This window comes from Bradyrhizobium sp. Ghvi (assembly GCF_900115265.1).
Classification (GTDB): domain Bacteria; phylum Pseudomonadota; class Alphaproteobacteria; order Rhizobiales; family Xanthobacteraceae; genus Bradyrhizobium.
On sequence record NZ_FOVU01000002.1, the window covers coordinates 384,531 to 401,264 of the forward strand.

Here is a 16,734-nt window from a genome sequence, read left to right on the forward strand (position 1 = left end):
CGACACTCTGAAAGAAAAAAGGCTGCTTCGGCGGCCTGATTTCGTTTGTGCGGTTGCGCCAACTCGCCGAAAGCGAGAACGAATCTGCTCATCTGGAAACCGACCCGCAGAGCCAAAAGGGGTATGCATGAAGACCGCCAAAGACGTCCTGAAATCGATCAAGGACAACGACGTCAAATACGTCGACCTGCGCTTCACCGATCCGCGCGGCAAGTGGCAGCACGTGACGTTCGACGTCAGCATGATCGATGAGGACATTTTCGCCGAAGGAACGATGTTCGACGGCTCCTCGATCGCCGGCTGGAAGGCGATCAACGAGTCCGACATGTGCCTGATGCCCGATCCGGTGACCGCGACGATCGATCCGTTCTTCGCCGAGACCACCATGGTCATCACCTGCGACGTGCTCGAGCCGACCACTGGCGAGCCCTACAATCGCGACCCCCGCGGCATCGCCAAGAAGGCCGAAGCCATGGTGAAGTCGATGGGCGTGGGTGACAGCGTGTTCGTCGGCCCCGAAGCCGAGTTCTTCGTGTTCGACGACGTGCGTTATTCGTCCGATCCCTACAAGACCGGTTTCCGGCTCGACTCCTCGGAGCTGCCGATCAACTCCGACACCGAATATGAGGGCGGCAATCTCGGCCACCGCGTCCGCACCAAGAGCGGCTATTTCCCCGTTCCCCCGCAGGACTCCGTGCAGGACATGCGCTCCGAGATGCTGGGCGCCATGGCCAAGATGGGCGTCAAGGTCGAGAAGCACCATCACGAAGTCGCTTCCGCCCAGCATGAACTCGGCATGAAGTTCGACACGCTGACGCTGATGGCCGACCACATGCAGATCTACAAGTACTGCATCCACCAGGTCGCGCATATCTACGGCAAGACCGCCACCTTCATGCCGAAGCCGGTCTATGGCGACAACGGCTCGGGCATGCACGTGCACCAGTCGATCTGGAAGGACGGCAAGCCGGTGTTCGCAGGCAACAAGTACGCCGACCTGTCGGAGACCTGCCTCCATTACATCGGTGGCATCATCAAGCACGCCAAGGCGATCAACGCCTTCACCAACCCGTCGACCAACTCCTACAAGCGTCTGGTCCCGGGCTATGAGGCCCCCGTGCTGCTCGCCTACTCCGCGCGCAATCGTTCGGCCTCCTGCCGCATCCCCTACACCGCTTCGCCGAAGGCCAAGCGTGTCGAGGTGCGCTTCCCCGATCCGATGGCCAATCCCTATCTTGGCTTCGCCGCGATGCTGATGGCGGGCCTCGACGGCATCAAGAACAAGATCGATCCGGGTCCGGCGATGGACAAGGACCTCTACGACCTTCCGAAGGAAGAGCTGAAGCAGATCCCGACCGTCTGCGGCTCGCTCCGCGAGGCGCTGGAAAACCTCGACAAGGACCGCGGCTTCCTCAAGAACGGCGGCGTGTTCGACGACGACTTCATCGACGCTTACATCGAGCTGAAGATGACCGAAGTCGCCCGCTTCGAGATGACCCCGCACCCGGTCGAGTTCGAGATGTACTATTCGGGCTAAGCGGCTCGAACCTCATGCGACAAGCAAAAGGCGCTCCGCGAGGGGCGCCTTTCGTTTTAAATTCGTAGGATCGCCATCCTCCATTCTTCGTTACGTCGGCTCACGGCGCGAGATCAAATGATCGAGCAAGCCCGTCGGCAGCGGGAAGACGACGGTGGACGACCGCTCGCCTGCGATGTCGTGCAAAGCCGCGAAATAACGCAGCTGCATCGCCTGCGGCTCCTGCGCGAGGACGCGGCCGGCCTCAACGAGCTTTTCGGCGGCCTGCTGCTCGCCCATCGCGTTGATCACCTTGGCGCGCCGCAAGCGCTCTGCTTCGGCCTGCTTGGCGATCGCGCGCACCATGGTTTCGTTAATGTCGATGTCCTTGATCTCGATTCCGGTCACCTTGATGCCCCAGACGTCGGTCTGCTTGTCCAGGATCTCCTGGATGTCGGCGTTCAGCTTGTCGCGTTCGGCCAGCATCTCGTCGAGATCGTGCTTGCCGAGCACCGAGCGCAGCGTGGTTTGGGCAAGCTGACTGGTCGCGGCCATGTAGTCGCCGACCTTGATGATGGCGCGCTCGGGATCGACGATACGGAAATAGAGGACGGCGTTGACCTTGACCGAGACGTTGTCGCGCGAGATCACGTCCTGTGGCGGCACCACCTGCACCATCACCCTGAGATCGACCTTGACGAGCTGCTGCACCACCGGAACGAGGATGACGAGGCCCGGCCCCTTCACCCCGGTGAAGCGGCCGAGCGTGAAAACGACGCCGCGCTCGTATTCCCTGAGGATACGAACCGCCTGGGTGAGAAACATGACGACAAGCAGCGCAAGCACCGCATAGATCGAATATTCAATCATCAGCGTTGTCCTCCCTCGCCGCCGGCCGGGTCCGGACGCCGGACCACCAGCGTCAAATCGACGATGTTGGCGACCTCGACACGCTCGCCGGGCCTGAAGGTGCCGGCGCCACGCGCCTGCCAGCGTTCGCCGTTCGTAAAGACGTGGCCCTCGGCCTCGTTCCAGTCGAGGACCTCGGCGGACAGACCGCGCATGGCTTGCGCGCCGACCCGGGCCGGGGCGCTGCGGGCGCGCCGAATCGTGCCGAGCACGACTAGAACAAAGCCGATGAACATCGCTGCGACGACGGCGATGACCGACCATGATAGCCGATAGCCTGGCGCCTCGACCCGGACCAGCATGAGCGCTCCCAGAATGAAGGCGACGACGCCGCCAAGACCGACCACCACGGTCGGGCTAAAGGCCTCGACGGCGAGAAGCGCGATCCCAACCAGCATCAGGCCGAGACCGGCATAGTTGATCGGCAGCATGTTGAGGGCATAGAGGCCGACCAACAGGCAGATCGTCCCAACCACTCCCGGCGCGACCGCACCGGGTGACACGAACTCGAAGATGAGCCCGTAAACGCCGACCATCAGGAGAATGAAGGCAACGTTGGGATCGGTGATGACAGCCAGAAATCGAGAGATCCATCCGGGGTCGACGGCTTCGGCCACGACGTTCTGCGTCGCAAGCCGCTGTGCCTTGCCGCCTGCGACCTCGACCACGTGACCATCGATCTGTCTGAGCAATTCAGCCTGATCGCGCGCGACGAGATCGATGACCTTTTCCTGCAACGCGCCGTTGGCCGAGAGCGTGGCGGCTTCACGGACCGCTTTCTCGGCCCAATCGGCGTTGCGATTGCGCAACTCGGCGAGGCTGCGGATGAAAGCGACGGCATCGTTCGTCACCTTTGCCGTCATCGGGTCCTTCGACTCGGCCGTCTTGTCCTTGCTATCCTTGTCGGGTGTGCCGCTCGGCAAGCCCGGGAGCGGACCGCCAATCTGCACCGGTGTCGCGGCACCGATATTGGTGCCGGGCGCCATCGCCGCGATGTGGGTTGCATAGAGGATGTAGGTTCCCGCGCTCGCCGCATGAGCGCCCGAGGGCGCGACGTATCCCACGACCGGAACGGACGAGCCAAGCACATCCGCGATGATCTCCCGCATGCTTGAGTTGAGTCCGCCCGGCGTGTTCATTTTCAGAATCACGACCTCGGCGCGACGCGCCGCTGCCGTAGTCAAGGCCTCCTTCACATAGCTCGCCGACGCAGGCCCGATGGCTCCGTCGATCGTGACGATGAGTGCAAGACGGCTGCTCTCCTCCGCCGCACTGGGAAGGAGGCAGAGAGCGAGAGCGACGACGCCGACCGCCGCTATGAGGGCCGCCTTCATGATCTGCACGGCAAGGGCTCCCTTGCCTGAGATGTGGTGGTCGTCTCCCAAACCTCAAGCGAGGCACGTCGACGACATTTGCGATTGTGCGATGCAATGGACGGGAGCGAAGCTTCAGCAGCCGGTCATGTGCTGTTCGGGCCGAGCGGCCTCAACAGGACGCATCGGGAAAAGGCGCTCCGAAAGGAGTGGCTTTCACTTTCAGAGAGCGCTGGCCTCGCCGGCTAAAGTACGCCACTGGTCCAGTTACGTTCCGCGTCTGACTCCATTTCGTTCTCAAAGAACGAATCGGAATCGTAAAAATCGAAACTCAGCAATTCCTACCGATTGATTTATTTCGCTGGAGATACCGCGAGCACAGTTCGGCGCTCACTTACTCGCCGGAAAATTCACCCCGATCTCCGCCACGACCGGCGCCCATTTCACCAGCGTCGCATTGTCGGAGGCGACGTTCACGCGGTCGCCCAGCAGCGACTTCGGCGCGGCGGACTTCCTGTCGAAGCGGATCGTCACGGTGCAGCCGCCCTGCATCGGGTGGCCGAGCGTGCCGCCCTTCCAGTCGGTGACGAAGCCGCCATAGTCCCATTCGAAGCCGGCCACCATGAACGGTTTGCCGTTGGCCTTTTGTACGTCGGCGAGGCTTGATCCGATACTGATGCCATTGACGTTCCATTTGCTCATCTTGGCGCCGTCGCGCAGCGTCACGCCAGAGACGCGCTTCGATTTGTCTTCCGCAATGGCGACCTCGAGCCGCCGGTCGTTGGCGTTCGGAAATAACACGACGCCCTCGTAGGTCTCACCTTCCGCGCCCGAAAGCTCCTGCACAGCTGCTTCCTTCCCGTACCGCTGCTTCAGGGTCCGCTCCGTATCATCAGATGACACCGGCGAGGCGCAGGTGATCGCGCCTTCCTGCGGCGGGGTGGTCTGGGCGAATGCGGGAGACGCGAACAGGACAAGAGCCGCGAGGGCGACGCTGCGAGACATCGAGTTGATTCCAAACCGGACGATTCAGTCTGGAGCCTAACGCGCGACGTCCGCTCGGCACAATTCCCCGACGATGAGGTCAGAGCGACGAGGCTTGGCCTACGCCGCCGCCTTCTGCTTCGCCACCATCGCCGCGCCAAAAGCCTCGAACAGCTTGCGATTGATCGGATTGCGCTGGGGATCATATTCGGCGTGCCATTGCACACCGAGCGCGAAAGTCGGCGCCTCCGCGATGCGGATCGCCTCGATGGTACCGTCCTCGGCTACGCCTTCGATCAGCACGCGCTTGCCGGGATCGAGAATGCCCTGCCCGTGCAGTGAATTGACCCGGATTTTCTCGCAGCCAAGCAGCTTGGCAAACGCGCCGCCCGGCGTGAGGTCGACGTCATGACGGTCGGCGAACACGACGGTCGGGTCGGGATGGATCTCGCCATTCTCGAGTCTCGGCATGCGGTGGTTCATGCGGCCAGGGATTTCGCGGATCTCGGGGTGCAGCGATCCGCCGAACGCGACGTTCATCTCCTGCAGCCCCCGGCAGATGCCGAACAGCGGAATGCCGCGAGACACGCAGGCGACCGAAAGCGCCAGCGCGACCTCGTCGCGGTGGATGTCGTAAGGCTCGTGCTTCTCGCAGGGATCGACGTTGAAGCGGGTCGGATGCACGTTGGCCCGGGCCCCCGTAAGCACGATGCCGTCGACCGTATCGAGCAGTGCGGTGATGTCGGTGATATCAGGCGAGCCCGCGAACATCAGCGGCAGGCCGCCGGAGACCTCAGCCACGGCGCGCAAATTGCGCTCGCCGACCATCTGGACCTGAAATCGATTTTCGACGCGATGGGCGTTCCCGATCACGCCGACGACCGGCTTTCTCATCTCCCGTTCCGACCTCCCGCAAGAAGATTCTCCAAAGATGCCCCTCGGATGGAACAAATTCAACAGTGGGGATCGCGGGACGGCAATGCTATTTTTGCGCAAATCCTCTTCTAAGGCCCCGCGCGCCGGCAGCCTTGACCTCAGGCGGCCGCGAGCGCCTCAATCTGGCGCACGGCCCCGGCTTGATCCCCCGTCCGATTTCACGAAAGAGTGCGTCCGGCCCGCGCCGAAAAGGACAAGATGTGACCGCCTCCAGAGATGAACAGCCCCAGACCCGCTCCGATCTGGCTCGAGACGTGGCTTGGGCCATTGCCGTTGGTGGCATCGCCGTCGTGCTCTTCACCGCGGCACTGGTCTTCACCTGGTACTTTGCCGCCACCCTGCTCCTGATCTTCACGGGTATGCTGCTCGGCCTCGGGCTCAACGCGCTGACTGCCGCGCTGGGTCGCCATGTCCGGCTGCCGCATGCCCTGCGGCTCGCGATCGTCTGCGCCGTGCTTGCCGTGCTGCTTGCAGGAGCGGCCTATCTCGGCGGCGCGACGATAGCCGAGCAGGCCTCGCTGCTCAGCAACACCATCAAGTCGCAGATCGGCAATGTGAAGTCCTTCCTGGATAACCACGGGATCGACACCAGCTTCTTCGATTTTGGCAACGGTGCATCTGACGCCACGGCCAATCCGCCGTCGGCCGCAACGCCTTCGCCCGCAACGCCCCCGCGCGGTCCCTTGCCCGGCGCTGGCGCGCTGGCCTCCAGCGGAGGAGCGATCGTGAGCCAGACTTTCAAGCTGCTGCTCGGCACCATCCACGGCGTGGGAAATATCTTCATCGTTCTGTTTTTGGGCCTGTCCTTTGCCGCGCAGCCCAGCGTCTATCACGATGGCCTGTTGTTTCTCGCGCCAGCGAAGCATCGCCTCCGCGCGACCCTGATCATCGACCGTATCGGCGAGACGCTGGAGCGCTGGCTGATCGCGCAGATCATCGTCATGCTCGCGGTCGGCGTCGTCACCTGGATCGGGCTTGCGATCATCGGCATCCCCGGCTCGTTCATCCTGGGGATCCAGGCCGGCCTGCTCGCCTTCATCCCGACCGTCGGCGCCATCATCGCCGGCGTCGTCGTGGTGTTGGCGAGCCTCGCCTCGGGCTGGATCCCGGCGCTATCGGCGCTGATCCTGTTCCTCGGCGTGCACGCAATGGAGAGCTACGTGCTGACGCCGCTGCTCCAGCGCCAGGCGCTGGATATCCCGCCGGCCACGCTGTTCGCGTTTCAGATCCTGCTCGGAGTCGTTTTCGGCATCTGGGGCCTGGCGCTGGCGCTGCCACTCGTCGCCATCGCCAAAGTCATGATCGATCATTTCAAGACGTATGAGGCGCCCCTCGGGAAGGCGGCCTGACCGGATCAGGTCGTCAGCACGGTCTCGGTGTGCTCGACCTCCGGAGGCGCGGCAAAATACTGGCCGACAAGCCCGCGCCACTCGGTGAAATTCTCCGAGCCGCGGAAATCGACCGTGTGGTTCTCCAGTGTCGCCCATTTCACCATCAGCCGGTAGCGCTGCGGCTTCTCGATGGACTTGTGCAGCTCGAAACCGTGAAAGCCCTTGGAGCGGCCGAAGGCCGCCTTGGCCTTGGCGACGGCAGCCTCAAAGTCATTCTCGCTGCCCGGCTTGATGTCAATTTGTGCGATCTCGGTGATCATTGGTTTCCACCCTTTGTTTGATGGCCGTGTCTACCGCAGAGCGGCCCAAAGAAAAAGGCGCCGAAACGGCGCCCTGCCCGGCCGAAAGTGCCGCGCTCTCAGGCGAACAGCAGCACGGTGCCCGCGACGACGAGCCCGCAACCGACAAACAACGCGATCGGCCAATAGCTGCGGCTCTTGATGTAGCGCCCCTGAGCGCGGCGCTCGGCAATGAGCGCCGTCTCGTACTCGTCCGCGGTCGAGAACAGGCAGGCGAAGCCACCGCGCGCCGAAGCGGCGTGCGCTTCGAGCGACATCAGGGCAGCCTGCGGGTTCTGTCGACGGATCGATTCCATAACCGCGATGGTAGGAACCGAATGGTAAACAGAAGATTACCGCGACGGCCGTTCGTTCAGGCTGTGGCCGGTCGTGTCTTGGAAACACCGATGCGCGCGGCGCTCTGGCGGCGCCAGTTCTCGAGCGACAGCGGCAGCTCCTCCGCCGCCTCGACGCGGTTACGGCCGCCGCGCTTGGCCTGGTAGAGCGCAGTGTCGGCCGAAGCCAACAACACCTCGAGTTCGGTGCCCGCCGGACCGCCGGCCACGCCGATGCTGACGGTGGTGTCGACCGGGCCTTCTTCGACCACGACGCCTGAGGTCTCGAAGGCCTCGCGGACGCGTTCGGCGACCAGCACACCCTCCTCGAGCGCACACGGCAGCAGCGCGGCGAACTCCTCGCCGCCGATGCGGCCCGACAGGTCCGAAATGCGCAAATTGTTGACGACGACGGTCGAGAACAGTCTCAGCATCTCGTCGCCGGCGGGATGGCCGAAGCGATCGTTGATCGACTTGAAATGGTCGATGTCGAAGATCATCACGGTGACCGGGCGGCCGCCCTTGGCCTCGCGTTCGATCATTCGCGCACAGGCTTCCGAGAAGCCGCGGCGGTTGAGCATGCCGGTCAGTGGATCGGTCGACGCCGCGGTGCGATGCGCGGTGACGGTGCGCTCGGACACCAGCATGAAGATCACGAACACGGTGCCGACGGCATAGAGCACGAGCTCGACCGCGAACACGGTGACCCAGACGCTGGTAGCGAAGCCGGCGTCATTTGGGCGCAGGAAGCTGCCGAGCACGATCGGCAGCATCAGCGCGCAGCCGTGCATGACGGGAACGAGAAGGGCCGGCCAGCGACGTTGCAGGCTCTTGCGCCGTTCGACCCAGAGCTCGCCTGCGGTCAAGGCCGCATAGACCGAGACGATGCCGGCGCCGACGACCATGCGCAGCATGGAGGCTGCGGGATCGAGCAGCATCACCGTCGCGACCCACGCGATCGCACCGAGCACGAGACCAGGCCAATTCGGCTTGCGGCCATGGAAGACGCGCGCGGCATTCCACACCATGCCGCAAGCGACGAAGGCGACCGCGTTCAGGGCGAGAGAGAGATACGGGCCGAGCTTGTCGCCGGTTGCCGTCCACACGGCGACGGAGGCGGCGCCGAGCAGATAGGCCGTACCCCACCATTTCAGCGCGGGGCTGTTCTCCTGCTTGCCGAAAAACACCATCATGGCGCCGAGCAATGCGGCGACCATGGTGGCGACCAAATAGAGCGTGATGCTATCGAGCGACATCATGTCGGCCCCCTCTTGAACATAGCAGTTACGCGATCGGCCCAGCCGATTTGCGCGCCCTTCCAGCTACGACGCTATGTCCGCCGAGTTCCATTCAGGTTTTCACGCAAGCCCAAGTTTTCGGGAAACACGCGCGCAATTTGCATACAAACGAACAACAAAAAAGGCGCTGAAATCAGCGCCTTTTTGCATCTCATTGAGGCCGCTTTCGCGGCGAATGTGACCGAAGCGATTAACGCTTCGAGAACTGGAAGGACCGGCGGGCCTTGGCCTTGCCGTACTTCTTACGCTCAACCACGCGGGAGTCGCGGGTGAGGAAGCCGCCCTTCTTGAGCACGCTACGCAGCTCCGGCTCGAAATAGGTCAGAGCCTTGGAGATGCCGTGACGCACGGCGCCAGCCTGGCCGGACAGGCCGCCGCCGGCGACCGTGCAGATCACGTCGTATTGGCCCGAACGCTGGGCCACGGAGAACGGCTGCTCGATCATCATGCGCAGCACGGGACGGGCGAAATAGACTTCGACCTCGCGCGCGTTGACGGTGACCTTGCCGGCGCCGGGCTTGATCCAGACGCGGGCGACCGCGTCCTTGCGCTTGCCGGTGGCGTAGGCGCGGTTGAACTTGTCGACCTTCTTCTCGTGCTTGGGCGCATCGGGCGCCGCGGCAGCGGTCTTGAGCTGCGAGAGCTGGTCGAGCGACTGAATGGATTCGGCCATGATTATGCGGCCCTCGTGTTCTTGCGGTTCAACTTGGCGATGTCGAGCTTCTCGGGCGTCTGGGCCTCGTGCGGATGATCGGCACCGCCATAGACGCGAAGGTTGCCCATCTGCACGCGGCCGAGTGGACCACGAGGGATCATGCGCTCAACGGCCTTCTCGAGCACGCGCTCGGGATGCTTGCCCTCGAGGATCTGGCGCGCGGTGCGCTCCTTGACGTGGCCGACATAGCCAGTGTGCTTGTAGTAGGTCTTCTGCTCGCGCTTGCGGCCGGTGAGGACCGCATGCTGGGCGTTGATGATGATGACGTTGTCGCCGCAGTCGACGTGCGGGGTGTAGGTCGGGAGGTGCTTGCCGCGCAGACGCATGGCAACGATGGTGGCGAGACGGCCGACGACCAGACCCTTGGCGTCGATCAGCACCCACTTCTTCGTCACCTCGGCCGGCTTTGCCGAAAAGGTTTTCATGTCAGAATTTCCGTGGACGGGAGATATCGGCGCGAACACCGCACCGGACTGCGCGGGTTTCTAGAGAAGAGACGCGCCATGGTCAATGCCCAACATCGGAATTTATCCCTGTAAAATCATCTACTTATAAATAAGGTGCGATGTTACCTGCAAAAAGGTCAAATATTTGGAATGGAATAGGTCGATGTGACATGGGCGATCGGATCAGGCGACGTCCCCGATAGCAGGTTCACCTCGCCCACCGCCAGGCGCTTACCGAGCTTGAGCAACCGGGCTTCCGCCAGCACATCTTGCCCGGGCTGGCCCTTGCGAAGGAAATTGATGTTGAGATTGGTGGTGACGGCGAGCCCGATCGGTCCGATCGCAGAGAGCAGCACCACGTACATGGCGAAATCGGCCAGGGCCATCAGCGTTGGACCGGACACGGTTCCGCCCGGCCGCAGCATCCGCTCGCTGTAGCGCTGGCGCAGAAGGGAGGTCTGGCCGTCTGCGCTCTCGATCGTGATGTCGTCGCCGCTGAAGGCCTGGGGAAACTCGTCGCGGAGAAACTGCTCGAGCTCCGCCACGCTCATTTTCGCTAATGCCATGCTGTTCCCCACCCTCGCGTCGCGCCGCCTGCTGCATTAGGTTATCTGCATCATCTCACTGTAATAATCCAATCGGAAACGCTCCAATGTCCGGCCAGGCCGCTCGCACCCCCTCTTCGTCTCAGCCAATTCTGCTGCGCGAAATGATCGGGTCCATCGCGGTGTTGACCCTCAACCGGCCAGCCGCGCGGAACAGCTTGTCGACGGCCATGATCGCAAGCCTGCATGCCGCCCTGAACGATATCGGCGGCGACAAGGCGGTCCGCGGCGTCGTGCTCGCCGCCAACGGACCTGCCTTCTCGGCCGGTCACGACATGAAGGAGCTGACCGCGCGCCGCACTGATCCCGATCGTGGTCGCGCCTTCTTCGCCGAGACGATGAATGCCTGTAGCGCGATGATGCAGGCGATCGTGCATCTGCCCAAGCCCGTGGTCGCTGCCGTCCAGGGCATCGCGACCGCGGCGGGCTGCCAGCTCGTGGCCAGCTGCGATCTTGCGATCGCATCGGAAGCCGCACAATTCGCCACACCCGGCGTCGACATCGGCCTGTTCTGCTCGACCCCGATGGTGGCGCTGTCGCGCAACGTGCCGCGCAAGCAGGCGATGGAGATGCTGCTGACGGGCGAGCCGGTCCCGGCCTCGCGCGCCCGCGAGATCGGTCTCGTCAATCGCGTCGTCGCCGCCGGCACCGAGCGCGACGCGGCGATTGCGCTGGCGCAACAGGTCGCGTTGAAATCCGCCTACACCGTCAAGCTCGGCAAGGAGGCGTTCTACCGCCAGGCCGAGATGAGCCTTGCAGACGCGTATCGGTATGCGGCTGAGGTGATGACCGAAAACATGATGGCGCGGGACGCGGAGGAAGGCATCGGCGCCTTCATCGAGAAGCGCACGCCGACATGGCGAGATGAGTGAAACTCTAGCCTCGTCATTCCGGGGCGCGCGAGCGCGAACCCGGAACCTCGAGATTTCGCGCTCACGCGCGCCCCGGAATGACGGAAAGAAAAGATGAATCACGACGCCTATCCCGACAATTACATCCGCGCCATCCTCAACAGCGTGAAGTCGATCGCGATGGTCGGAGCCTCGCCGGTCAATGTGCGGCCGAGCTATTTTGCCTTTAAATATCTGGCACAGCGCGGCTACGACATGATCCCGATCAATCCCGGCCATGTCGGCAAGGACCTGCTCGGCAAGCCCTTCGTTGCCTCGTTGCGTGATCTCGGCCGTCCGGTCGACATGATCGACATCTTCCGCAACTCCAGCCACATCATGCCTGTCGTCGAGGAAGCTCTCACACTCGATCCGCTGCCGAAGGTCATCTGGATGCAACTCGGCGCGCGTGACGACGCGGCGGCGGAAAAGGCCGAAGCCGCCGGTATCAAGGTCGTGATGAACCGCTGCCCCAAGATCGAATACGGGCGGTTATCGTCCGAAATCTCCTGGATGGGTGTCAACTCGCGCACGCTGAGCTCCAAGCGTGCGCCGGCGCCGACGCAGGGCATGCGTCTATCCCTCAATCGGATGAGTGTCGGCGGCGGCGACACCGCGGCCTCGGATCGCGCGGCCAAAAACAAGAGCGAGCAAAGTTGACACAATCGCGAAGGATTCGTTTCGTGAGCGCGTCAATGCGCAGCACGATCGTTCCGAAGTGACGCGGCGCCTTGACGGGAAGCACGGCGGCCATCAGCATGCCGCGCGATTTCAGGCCACAAGAACAGGACCCAATCAATGAGCGATCGCCTTCCGGGATTTTCCACCCTCGCCGTGCATGCCGGTGCACAACCCGACCCGACCACCGGTGCGCGCGCGACTCCGATTTATCAAACGACTTCATTCGTCTTCAACGATGCCGACCACGCCGCCTCGCTGTTTGGCCTACAGGCATTCGGCAACATCTATACCCGCATCGGCAATCCCACCAATGCGGTGCTTGAGGAGCGCGTCGCCGCGCTCGAAGGTGGCACCGCCGCGCTCGCGGTGGCCTCGGGTCATGCCGCGCAAGTCGTAGTGCTGCAGCAATTGCTGCAGCCCGGCGACGAGTTCATCGCCGCGCGAAAACTCTATGGCGGTTCGATCAACCAGTTCACGCATGCGTTCAAGAGCTTCGGCTGGAATGTGGTGTGGGCCGATCCCGACGATATCGCGAGCTTCGAGCGCGCGGTGACGCCGCGCACGAAGGCGATCTTCATCGAATCCATCGCCAATCCCGCCGGCAGCATCACCGACATCGAGGCGATCTCGACGGTGGCGCGCAAGGCGGGCGTCCCCTTGATCGTCGACAACACGCTGGCCTCGCCCTACCTGATCCGCCCGATCGACCACGGCGCCGACATCGTCGTGCACTCGCTGACGAAATTCCTGGGCGGCCATGGCAATTCGCTCGGCGGCATCATCGTTGATGCCGGCACCTTCGACTGGTCGAGCGGCGGCAAATATCCGATGCTGTCGGAGCCGCGCCCCGAATATCACGGCATTCGCCTCCAGGAGACGTTCGGCAATTTCGCCTTCGCCATCGCGTGCCGCGTTCTGGGCCTGCGCGACCTCGGCCCGGCGCTGTCGCCGTTCAACGCCTTCATGATCCTCACCGGCATCGAAACGCTGCCGCTGCGCATGCAGAAGCACTGCGACAATGCCAAGGCGGTCGCCGAATTCCTCGCCGGCCACCCCGCAGTGTCCACGGTGAACTATGCCGGCCTTGCCAGCGACAAGTACAACCAGCTCGCGCGCAAATATGCGCCGAAGGGCGCAGGCGCCGTCTTCACTTTCAGCCTCAAGGGCGGCTACGACGCCGGTGTCAGCCTGGTGTCGAAACTGCAGCTGTTCTCGCACCTCGCCAATGTCGGCGACACCCGCTCGCTCGTGATCCACCCGGCCTCGACCACGCACAGCCAGCTTGACGACGCCGCCAAGATCAAGTCCGGCGCCGGCCCCGACGTGGTGCGGCTCTCGATCGGGATCGAGGACAAGGAAGACCTGATCGCGGACCTGGAGCAGGCACTGGCTTAGCGAGCTGCGCCACTATCCATCCGCACCGGGATTTGGCGCTGGCCTGAAGTCTCCGCGCCAGCCCGGCTGCAGTTAACAGTCGTTAACCACATCTGCCGCATACATCGACTTTGGATCGCCTTTGATTCGGAGCCGACGATGCTGCGCTGGATAGTGCCTGCCCTGGCGGTGATGCTGACGGTTTCAGCCGCACATGCCGCCGACTTGCCGGCCCACCCGAAGCGGCGGGCCGCCGCTCCCCCGCAGGAACCGCCGAAGGTCTATGTCGAGACCGATCCGGATGCGCTGATCTCGCCGGCCTATGGCATCGGCAGCTACATCGAAAACCTGCCGGGCACGCCGCTGTTGCCGGGGTCGCATACGCTGCCGGGCTATTACGGCCGCCCTTGGGACTACGACTATCAGGGCGCGTATTACGGCGGGAAGCAGGTCGACTACTTCTGGCGCCTGCCCTACGCGTGCGGCATCTACGGCTACTGCTGATCAGCCGGGCTGCCCCGCCGGGACCGCGCGTGGCTGCGTCTCCGCGGATTGCCGCGACGCCAGCCGTTCCGCCTGCATCACCGCCAACGTCAACACCACGATCGCGACCGCCTGGTGCGAGAGCGCGAGGTCGATCGGCACCTGGTTGAGCAGCGTGAGGATGCCGAGCATGGCTTGCAGGCTCACCGCCGCGAGCAGCCAGAGCGCGCCACGCGCCGCTGATCCGGCGCGCGAGCGCATCGCGTCGAATGCATGCAGCGCCACAAGCATGAGCAGCGCATAGGCCGTCATGCGGTGCTCGAACTGCACAGTCAGCACGTTGTCAAACATGTTGCGCCACCACGGTGTCTCGAACCACAGCCGCTCCGCGGACGGAATGAACGCGCCGTCGATCTCGGGCCAGGTGTTGTAGGCCCGCCCCGCACGCAAGCCCGCAACCAGCGCACCGAAATAGATCTGGATGAAGGTCACGATCACCAGCACCGCGCTCGTGAACCGCAGGCGCGCCGGGACCACAAGCTGCGGGCGATCGGCAAGACGCCGCACCGTCCAGACGATGCCAGCGAAGATCAGCAACGCCAGCACCAGATGCGTCGCCAGCCGATATTGCGACACTTCGACCCGCTCGGAGAGGCCCGAGGCTACCATCCACCACCCGACCGCGCCCTGGAGACCGCCGAGGGCGAACAGCAGCCACAGCCGCCGCTTCAACTCGCTCGCCAGACCGCCGCGCCATAGGAAAAACAGGAATGGCAGCAGATAGGCGACGCCGATGAACCGGCCGAGCAGGCGATGGCTCCACTCCCACCAGAAGATCTGCTTGAACTCGGAAAGCGACATGCCGGCGTTGAGCTCGCGATATTGCGGTATTTTCTTGTAGGCTTCGAAGGCCTCGGTCCACGCCGCTTCCGACAGCGGCGGAACACTGCCCGTCACCGGCTTCCATTCGACGATTGAAAGACCGGATTCCGTCAGCCGCGTCGCGCCGCCGACCAGCACCATCAGCGCGATCAGGGCGGCCACGGAGATCAGCCACCAGCGCACGGCGCGATGGGCGTTGGTCGGAGCAAAATTCGTCGTCATTTCAGGGACAAACCAAGCTTTGTGACTAAGAGACTTGAACCGGATTGCGTGCCCCTTATAGTCCCCCGCTTCCGCAGCGCAAGTTACGCGAAAGCCGTAAAGTCCCCGCTATGACGATCCGCACCCGCAAGTTCCTCGGCGCCATCCTGCTGCTGGTGCTGGCCACCGTCTGGGCCCTGCTCGGCATGGCGCTCGCACAGATGCCGTGGATCGCCGAGTCCGGTTGGCGGCAGGCGATCTATTACGTAGTGGTCGGCATGGGCTGGGTGCTGCCGGCGATGCCGATCGTGAGCTGGATGCAACGGCCCGATCGCGCCAAATCTAGCTCGTAACGCTGCTCGTCGGTTTCACGGGCGCAAAGGCAACACCTGATACCAGCACCCGCAGCATGCGCAGCGAGCGAACCCGCCCGTCCCAGGCAATCCGCGGCAGCGCGTGCAGATTGGTTCGCCCTTCCGCATCGACGATCCCAGGGATGGTCGACACCGCACTGACAAAACCAGCCTCTTCCGCCATCACGACGTGGCTCCGCCGAAACGAAGAGCGGTCGCCGAACGGAAACGCCAGATGCCGGATCTCGCGGCGGAAGGATGCTTCTGCGACCGCCTTTCCCATCGTCATCTCGCGCAGCGCAGCCGCGTCCTTCATGTTGGCGAGGTTGGGGTAGTTCACGGTCGCGCTGCCGATCGTGACCAGCGGATCGGCGGCAAGCTTCGTCAGATCCTCCCAATCCATCGACGCCTCGCGCGAGAGCGCCGCGACATCGATTCGGTAGCGCGTACAGAGATCGGCGATCGCGACGGACAGATCCGCCGGCGGCAGCGAGCGCAACCAGCTTTCGACAAACGAAAATAGCGCCTGCTTCTCGGCACTATCGGTCACGGTGAAGCGCTGCTCCCTGTCACCCATCATCAGACTGATGCGGCTCTCGCGCGCGATCACCTGCTCAAGCCCGAGCCACCAGGCCTCGCCGACACCGTCGGGAAAGGCTGTGGGAACGTAGATCGTAAACGGCACGGAGTGGCGCGCCAGCACCGGATATGCAAACCTAATCAGGTCCTTGCTCGCGCCATCGAAGGTGAGTGCCACGAAGCGCCGCCTCCCGGGTAGCGTCACCGCGCGCCGGCAGACCTCGTCCATACCGACGAAATCATAATTCCAGCGCTTCAGCGCGCGAATGGCACGATCCAGAAATTGCGGCGTGATTTCGTTATGGCGCAGCGGCTGGAACGCATCGCCCCGCCGTGGCCGCACGCGCTCGAAGCGCAGGATCGCCCCGGCCCCACGGCTGCGCAGCAGGGGCTGGCCGGTGAACCAGGCCAATTCGAGCCACAACCGTTCCAGCCATCCGTCATCAGGTGCCAATATCCCCACCCTCGCGTTCGCCGGCGGCTCGTTCCCTCAGCCATTGTCATTACCCTTTGTTGACATTTGTTTGCAAAGGTCGGCCACAGGCCGAAATACGTATTTTTTGCT

19 protein-coding genes are annotated in these 16,734 nt (G+C 63.4%); 7 read left to right on the forward strand and 12 right to left on the reverse strand.

The features are described from left to right. The first annotated feature begins 127 nt into the window (after window positions 1-127). Window positions 128-1,537: a type I glutamate--ammonia ligase gene (glnA, locus tag BM374_RS08540; protein ID WP_092290935.1), complete on the forward strand. Its 1,410-nt coding sequence runs from the start codon at window positions 128-130 to the stop codon at window positions 1,535-1,537. 90 nt (window positions 1,538-1,627) lie between these two features. Here glnA and BM374_RS08545 read toward each other — a convergent pair whose 3' ends face one another. The 4 genes from BM374_RS08545 to BM374_RS08560 all read right to left on the reverse strand — a co-directional run bounded on the left by BM374_RS08545 (window position 1,628) and on the right by BM374_RS08560 (window position 5,616). Then, on the reverse strand, window positions 1,628-2,386 hold the full coding sequence (locus BM374_RS08545; RefSeq protein WP_502689419.1) for a slipin family protein: 759 nt from the start codon (window positions 2,384-2,386) through the stop codon (window positions 1,628-1,630). Further along, window positions 2,386-3,768 carry an NfeD family protein gene (locus BM374_RS08550; protein WP_092291866.1) on the reverse strand — a complete coding sequence of 461 codons (1,383 nt, stop codon included), beginning with the start codon at window positions 3,766-3,768 and terminating at the stop codon, window positions 2,386-2,388. The genes BM374_RS08545 and BM374_RS08550 overlap by 1 nt, the downstream gene beginning before the upstream one ends. Window positions 3,769-4,128: 360 nt before the next feature. After that, window positions 4,129-4,743 carry a hypothetical protein gene (locus tag BM374_RS08555; protein WP_092290937.1) on the reverse strand — a complete coding sequence of 205 codons (615 nt, stop codon included), beginning with the start codon at window positions 4,741-4,743 and terminating at the stop codon, window positions 4,129-4,131. A gap of 99 nt (window positions 4,744-4,842) precedes the next feature. Then, on the reverse strand, window positions 4,843-5,616 hold the full coding sequence (locus BM374_RS08560; RefSeq protein ID WP_177248180.1) for a gamma-glutamyl-gamma-aminobutyrate hydrolase family protein: 774 nt from the start codon (window positions 5,614-5,616) through the stop codon (window positions 4,843-4,845). A 242-nt stretch (window positions 5,617-5,858) separates the two neighbouring features. Between BM374_RS08560 and BM374_RS08565 the strand changes: the two genes are divergently transcribed. Next, a complete protein-coding gene (locus tag BM374_RS08565; RefSeq protein WP_092291870.1) occupies window positions 5,859-7,007 on the forward strand; it encodes an AI-2E family transporter in 1,149 nt (382 codons plus the stop codon). A gap of 5 nt (window positions 7,008-7,012) precedes the next feature. Here BM374_RS08565 and BM374_RS08570 read toward each other — a convergent pair whose 3' ends face one another. From BM374_RS08570 to BM374_RS08595, 6 genes are all read right to left on the reverse strand, one after another. Next, the gene (locus BM374_RS08570; protein ID WP_092290939.1) at window positions 7,013-7,309 is read right to left on the reverse strand and encodes an antibiotic biosynthesis monooxygenase family protein; all 297 of its coding nucleotides are present in this window, start codon (window positions 7,307-7,309) and stop codon (window positions 7,013-7,015) included. Between the two features lie 98 nt (window positions 7,310-7,407). Beyond that, window positions 7,408-7,644: a hypothetical protein gene (locus BM374_RS08575; protein WP_092290941.1), complete on the reverse strand. Its 237-nt coding sequence runs from the start codon at window positions 7,642-7,644 to the stop codon at window positions 7,408-7,410. 56 nt (window positions 7,645-7,700) lie between these two features. Further along, on the reverse strand, window positions 7,701-8,921 hold the full coding sequence (locus BM374_RS08580; RefSeq protein ID WP_092290943.1) for a GGDEF domain-containing protein: 1,221 nt from the start codon (window positions 8,919-8,921) through the stop codon (window positions 7,701-7,703). Window positions 8,922-9,150: 229 nt separating this feature from the next. Further along, on the reverse strand, window positions 9,151-9,633 hold the full coding sequence (rpsI, locus tag BM374_RS08585) for a 30S ribosomal protein S9 (RefSeq protein ID WP_092290945.1): 483 nt from the start codon (window positions 9,631-9,633) through the stop codon (window positions 9,151-9,153). A gap of 2 nt (window positions 9,634-9,635) precedes the next feature. Further along, window positions 9,636-10,100: a 50S ribosomal protein L13 gene (rplM, locus tag BM374_RS08590; RefSeq protein WP_015685724.1), complete on the reverse strand. Its 465-nt coding sequence runs from the start codon at window positions 10,098-10,100 to the stop codon at window positions 9,636-9,638. Window positions 10,101-10,258: 158 nt separating this feature from the next. Further along, the gene (locus BM374_RS08595) at window positions 10,259-10,687 is read right to left on the reverse strand and encodes a PaaI family thioesterase (protein ID WP_092291872.1); all 429 of its coding nucleotides are present in this window, start codon (window positions 10,685-10,687) and stop codon (window positions 10,259-10,261) included. Between the two features lie 86 nt (window positions 10,688-10,773). On the opposite strand from BM374_RS08595, the gene BM374_RS08600 reads away from it, so the two are divergent. The 4 genes from BM374_RS08600 (at window position 10,774) to BM374_RS08615 (ending at window position 14,175) form a co-directional block, all read left to right on the forward strand. Then, a complete protein-coding gene (locus BM374_RS08600; protein WP_177248181.1) occupies window positions 10,774-11,598 on the forward strand; it encodes an enoyl-CoA hydratase in 825 nt (274 codons plus the stop codon). Window positions 11,599-11,691: 93 nt separating this feature from the next. Beyond that, window positions 11,692-12,276 carry a CoA-binding protein gene (locus BM374_RS08605; RefSeq protein WP_092290949.1) on the forward strand — a complete coding sequence of 195 codons (585 nt, stop codon included), beginning with the start codon at window positions 11,692-11,694 and terminating at the stop codon, window positions 12,274-12,276. A 138-nt stretch (window positions 12,277-12,414) separates the two neighbouring features. Continuing rightward, a complete protein-coding gene (locus BM374_RS08610; RefSeq protein WP_092290951.1) occupies window positions 12,415-13,692 on the forward strand; it encodes an O-acetylhomoserine aminocarboxypropyltransferase in 1,278 nt (425 codons plus the stop codon). Window positions 13,693-13,830: 138 nt separating this feature from the next. Further along, the gene (locus tag BM374_RS08615) at window positions 13,831-14,175 is read left to right on the forward strand and encodes a hypothetical protein (RefSeq protein ID WP_092290952.1); all 345 of its coding nucleotides are present in this window, start codon (window positions 13,831-13,833) and stop codon (window positions 14,173-14,175) included. Here BM374_RS08615 and BM374_RS08620 read toward each other — a convergent pair whose 3' ends face one another. Then, entirely contained in the window at window positions 14,176-15,258 is a 1,083-nt protein-coding gene (locus BM374_RS08620; RefSeq protein WP_092290954.1) for a COX15/CtaA family protein, read from the reverse strand. It abuts the gene before it with no gap. A gap of 110 nt (window positions 15,259-15,368) precedes the next feature. Here BM374_RS08620 and BM374_RS08625 point away from each other — a divergent pair, with 110 nt between their 5' ends. Then, a complete protein-coding gene (locus BM374_RS08625) occupies window positions 15,369-15,590 on the forward strand; it encodes a DUF2842 domain-containing protein (protein WP_027529931.1) in 222 nt (73 codons plus the stop codon). On the opposite strand, the gene BM374_RS08630 is transcribed toward BM374_RS08625, so the two are convergent. Then, window positions 15,580-16,623 (reverse strand): polysaccharide deacetylase family protein, encoded by a 1,044-nt coding sequence (locus tag BM374_RS08630; RefSeq protein WP_092290956.1) that lies wholly within the window; start codon window positions 16,621-16,623, stop codon window positions 15,580-15,582. The genes BM374_RS08625 and BM374_RS08630 overlap by 11 nt on opposite strands. Window positions 16,624-16,734: the final 111 nt, after the last annotated feature.

Excerpts from the sequence above, each read along its gene's own strand:
- glnA (WP_092290935.1), top strand. The coding sequence starts at position 128 with ATGAAGACCGCCAAAGACGTCCTGAAATCGATCAAGGACAACGACGTC.
- BM374_RS08545 (WP_502689419.1), bottom strand. The coding sequence starts at position 2,386 with ATGATTGAATATTCGATCTATGCGGTGCTTGCGCTGCTTGTCGTCATG.
- BM374_RS08555 (WP_092290937.1), bottom strand. The coding sequence starts at position 4,743 with ATGTCTCGCAGCGTCGCCCTCGCGGCTCTTGTCCTGTTCGCGTCTCCC.
- BM374_RS08560 (WP_177248180.1), bottom strand. The coding sequence starts at position 5,616 with ATGAGAAAGCCGGTCGTCGGCGTGATCGGGAACGCCCATCGCGTCGAA.
- BM374_RS08570 (WP_092290939.1), bottom strand. The coding sequence starts at position 7,309 with ATGATCACCGAGATCGCACAAATTGACATCAAGCCGGGCAGCGAGAAT.
- BM374_RS08575 (WP_092290941.1), bottom strand. The coding sequence starts at position 7,644 with ATGGAATCGATCCGTCGACAGAACCCGCAGGCTGCCCTGATGTCGCTC.
- BM374_RS08580 (WP_092290943.1), bottom strand. The coding sequence starts at position 8,921 with ATGATGTCGCTCGATAGCATCACGCTCTATTTGGTCGCCACCATGGTC.
- rpsI (WP_092290945.1), bottom strand. The coding sequence starts at position 9,633 with ATGGCCGAATCCATTCAGTCGCTCGACCAGCTCTCGCAGCTCAAGACC.
- rplM (WP_015685724.1), bottom strand. The coding sequence starts at position 10,100 with ATGAAAACCTTTTCGGCAAAGCCGGCCGAGGTGACGAAGAAGTGGGTG.
- BM374_RS08595 (WP_092291872.1), bottom strand. The coding sequence starts at position 10,687 with ATGGCATTAGCGAAAATGAGCGTGGCGGAGCTCGAGCAGTTTCTCCGC.
- BM374_RS08600 (WP_177248181.1), top strand. The coding sequence starts at position 10,774 with ATGTCCGGCCAGGCCGCTCGCACCCCCTCTTCGTCTCAGCCAATTCTG.
- BM374_RS08605 (WP_092290949.1), top strand. The coding sequence starts at position 11,692 with ATGAATCACGACGCCTATCCCGACAATTACATCCGCGCCATCCTCAAC.
- BM374_RS08610 (WP_092290951.1), top strand. The coding sequence starts at position 12,415 with ATGAGCGATCGCCTTCCGGGATTTTCCACCCTCGCCGTGCATGCCGGT.
- BM374_RS08615 (WP_092290952.1), top strand. The coding sequence starts at position 13,831 with ATGCTGCGCTGGATAGTGCCTGCCCTGGCGGTGATGCTGACGGTTTCA.
- BM374_RS08620 (WP_092290954.1), bottom strand. The coding sequence starts at position 15,258 with ATGACGACGAATTTTGCTCCGACCAACGCCCATCGCGCCGTGCGCTGG.
- BM374_RS08625 (WP_027529931.1), top strand. The coding sequence starts at position 15,369 with ATGACGATCCGCACCCGCAAGTTCCTCGGCGCCATCCTGCTGCTGGTG.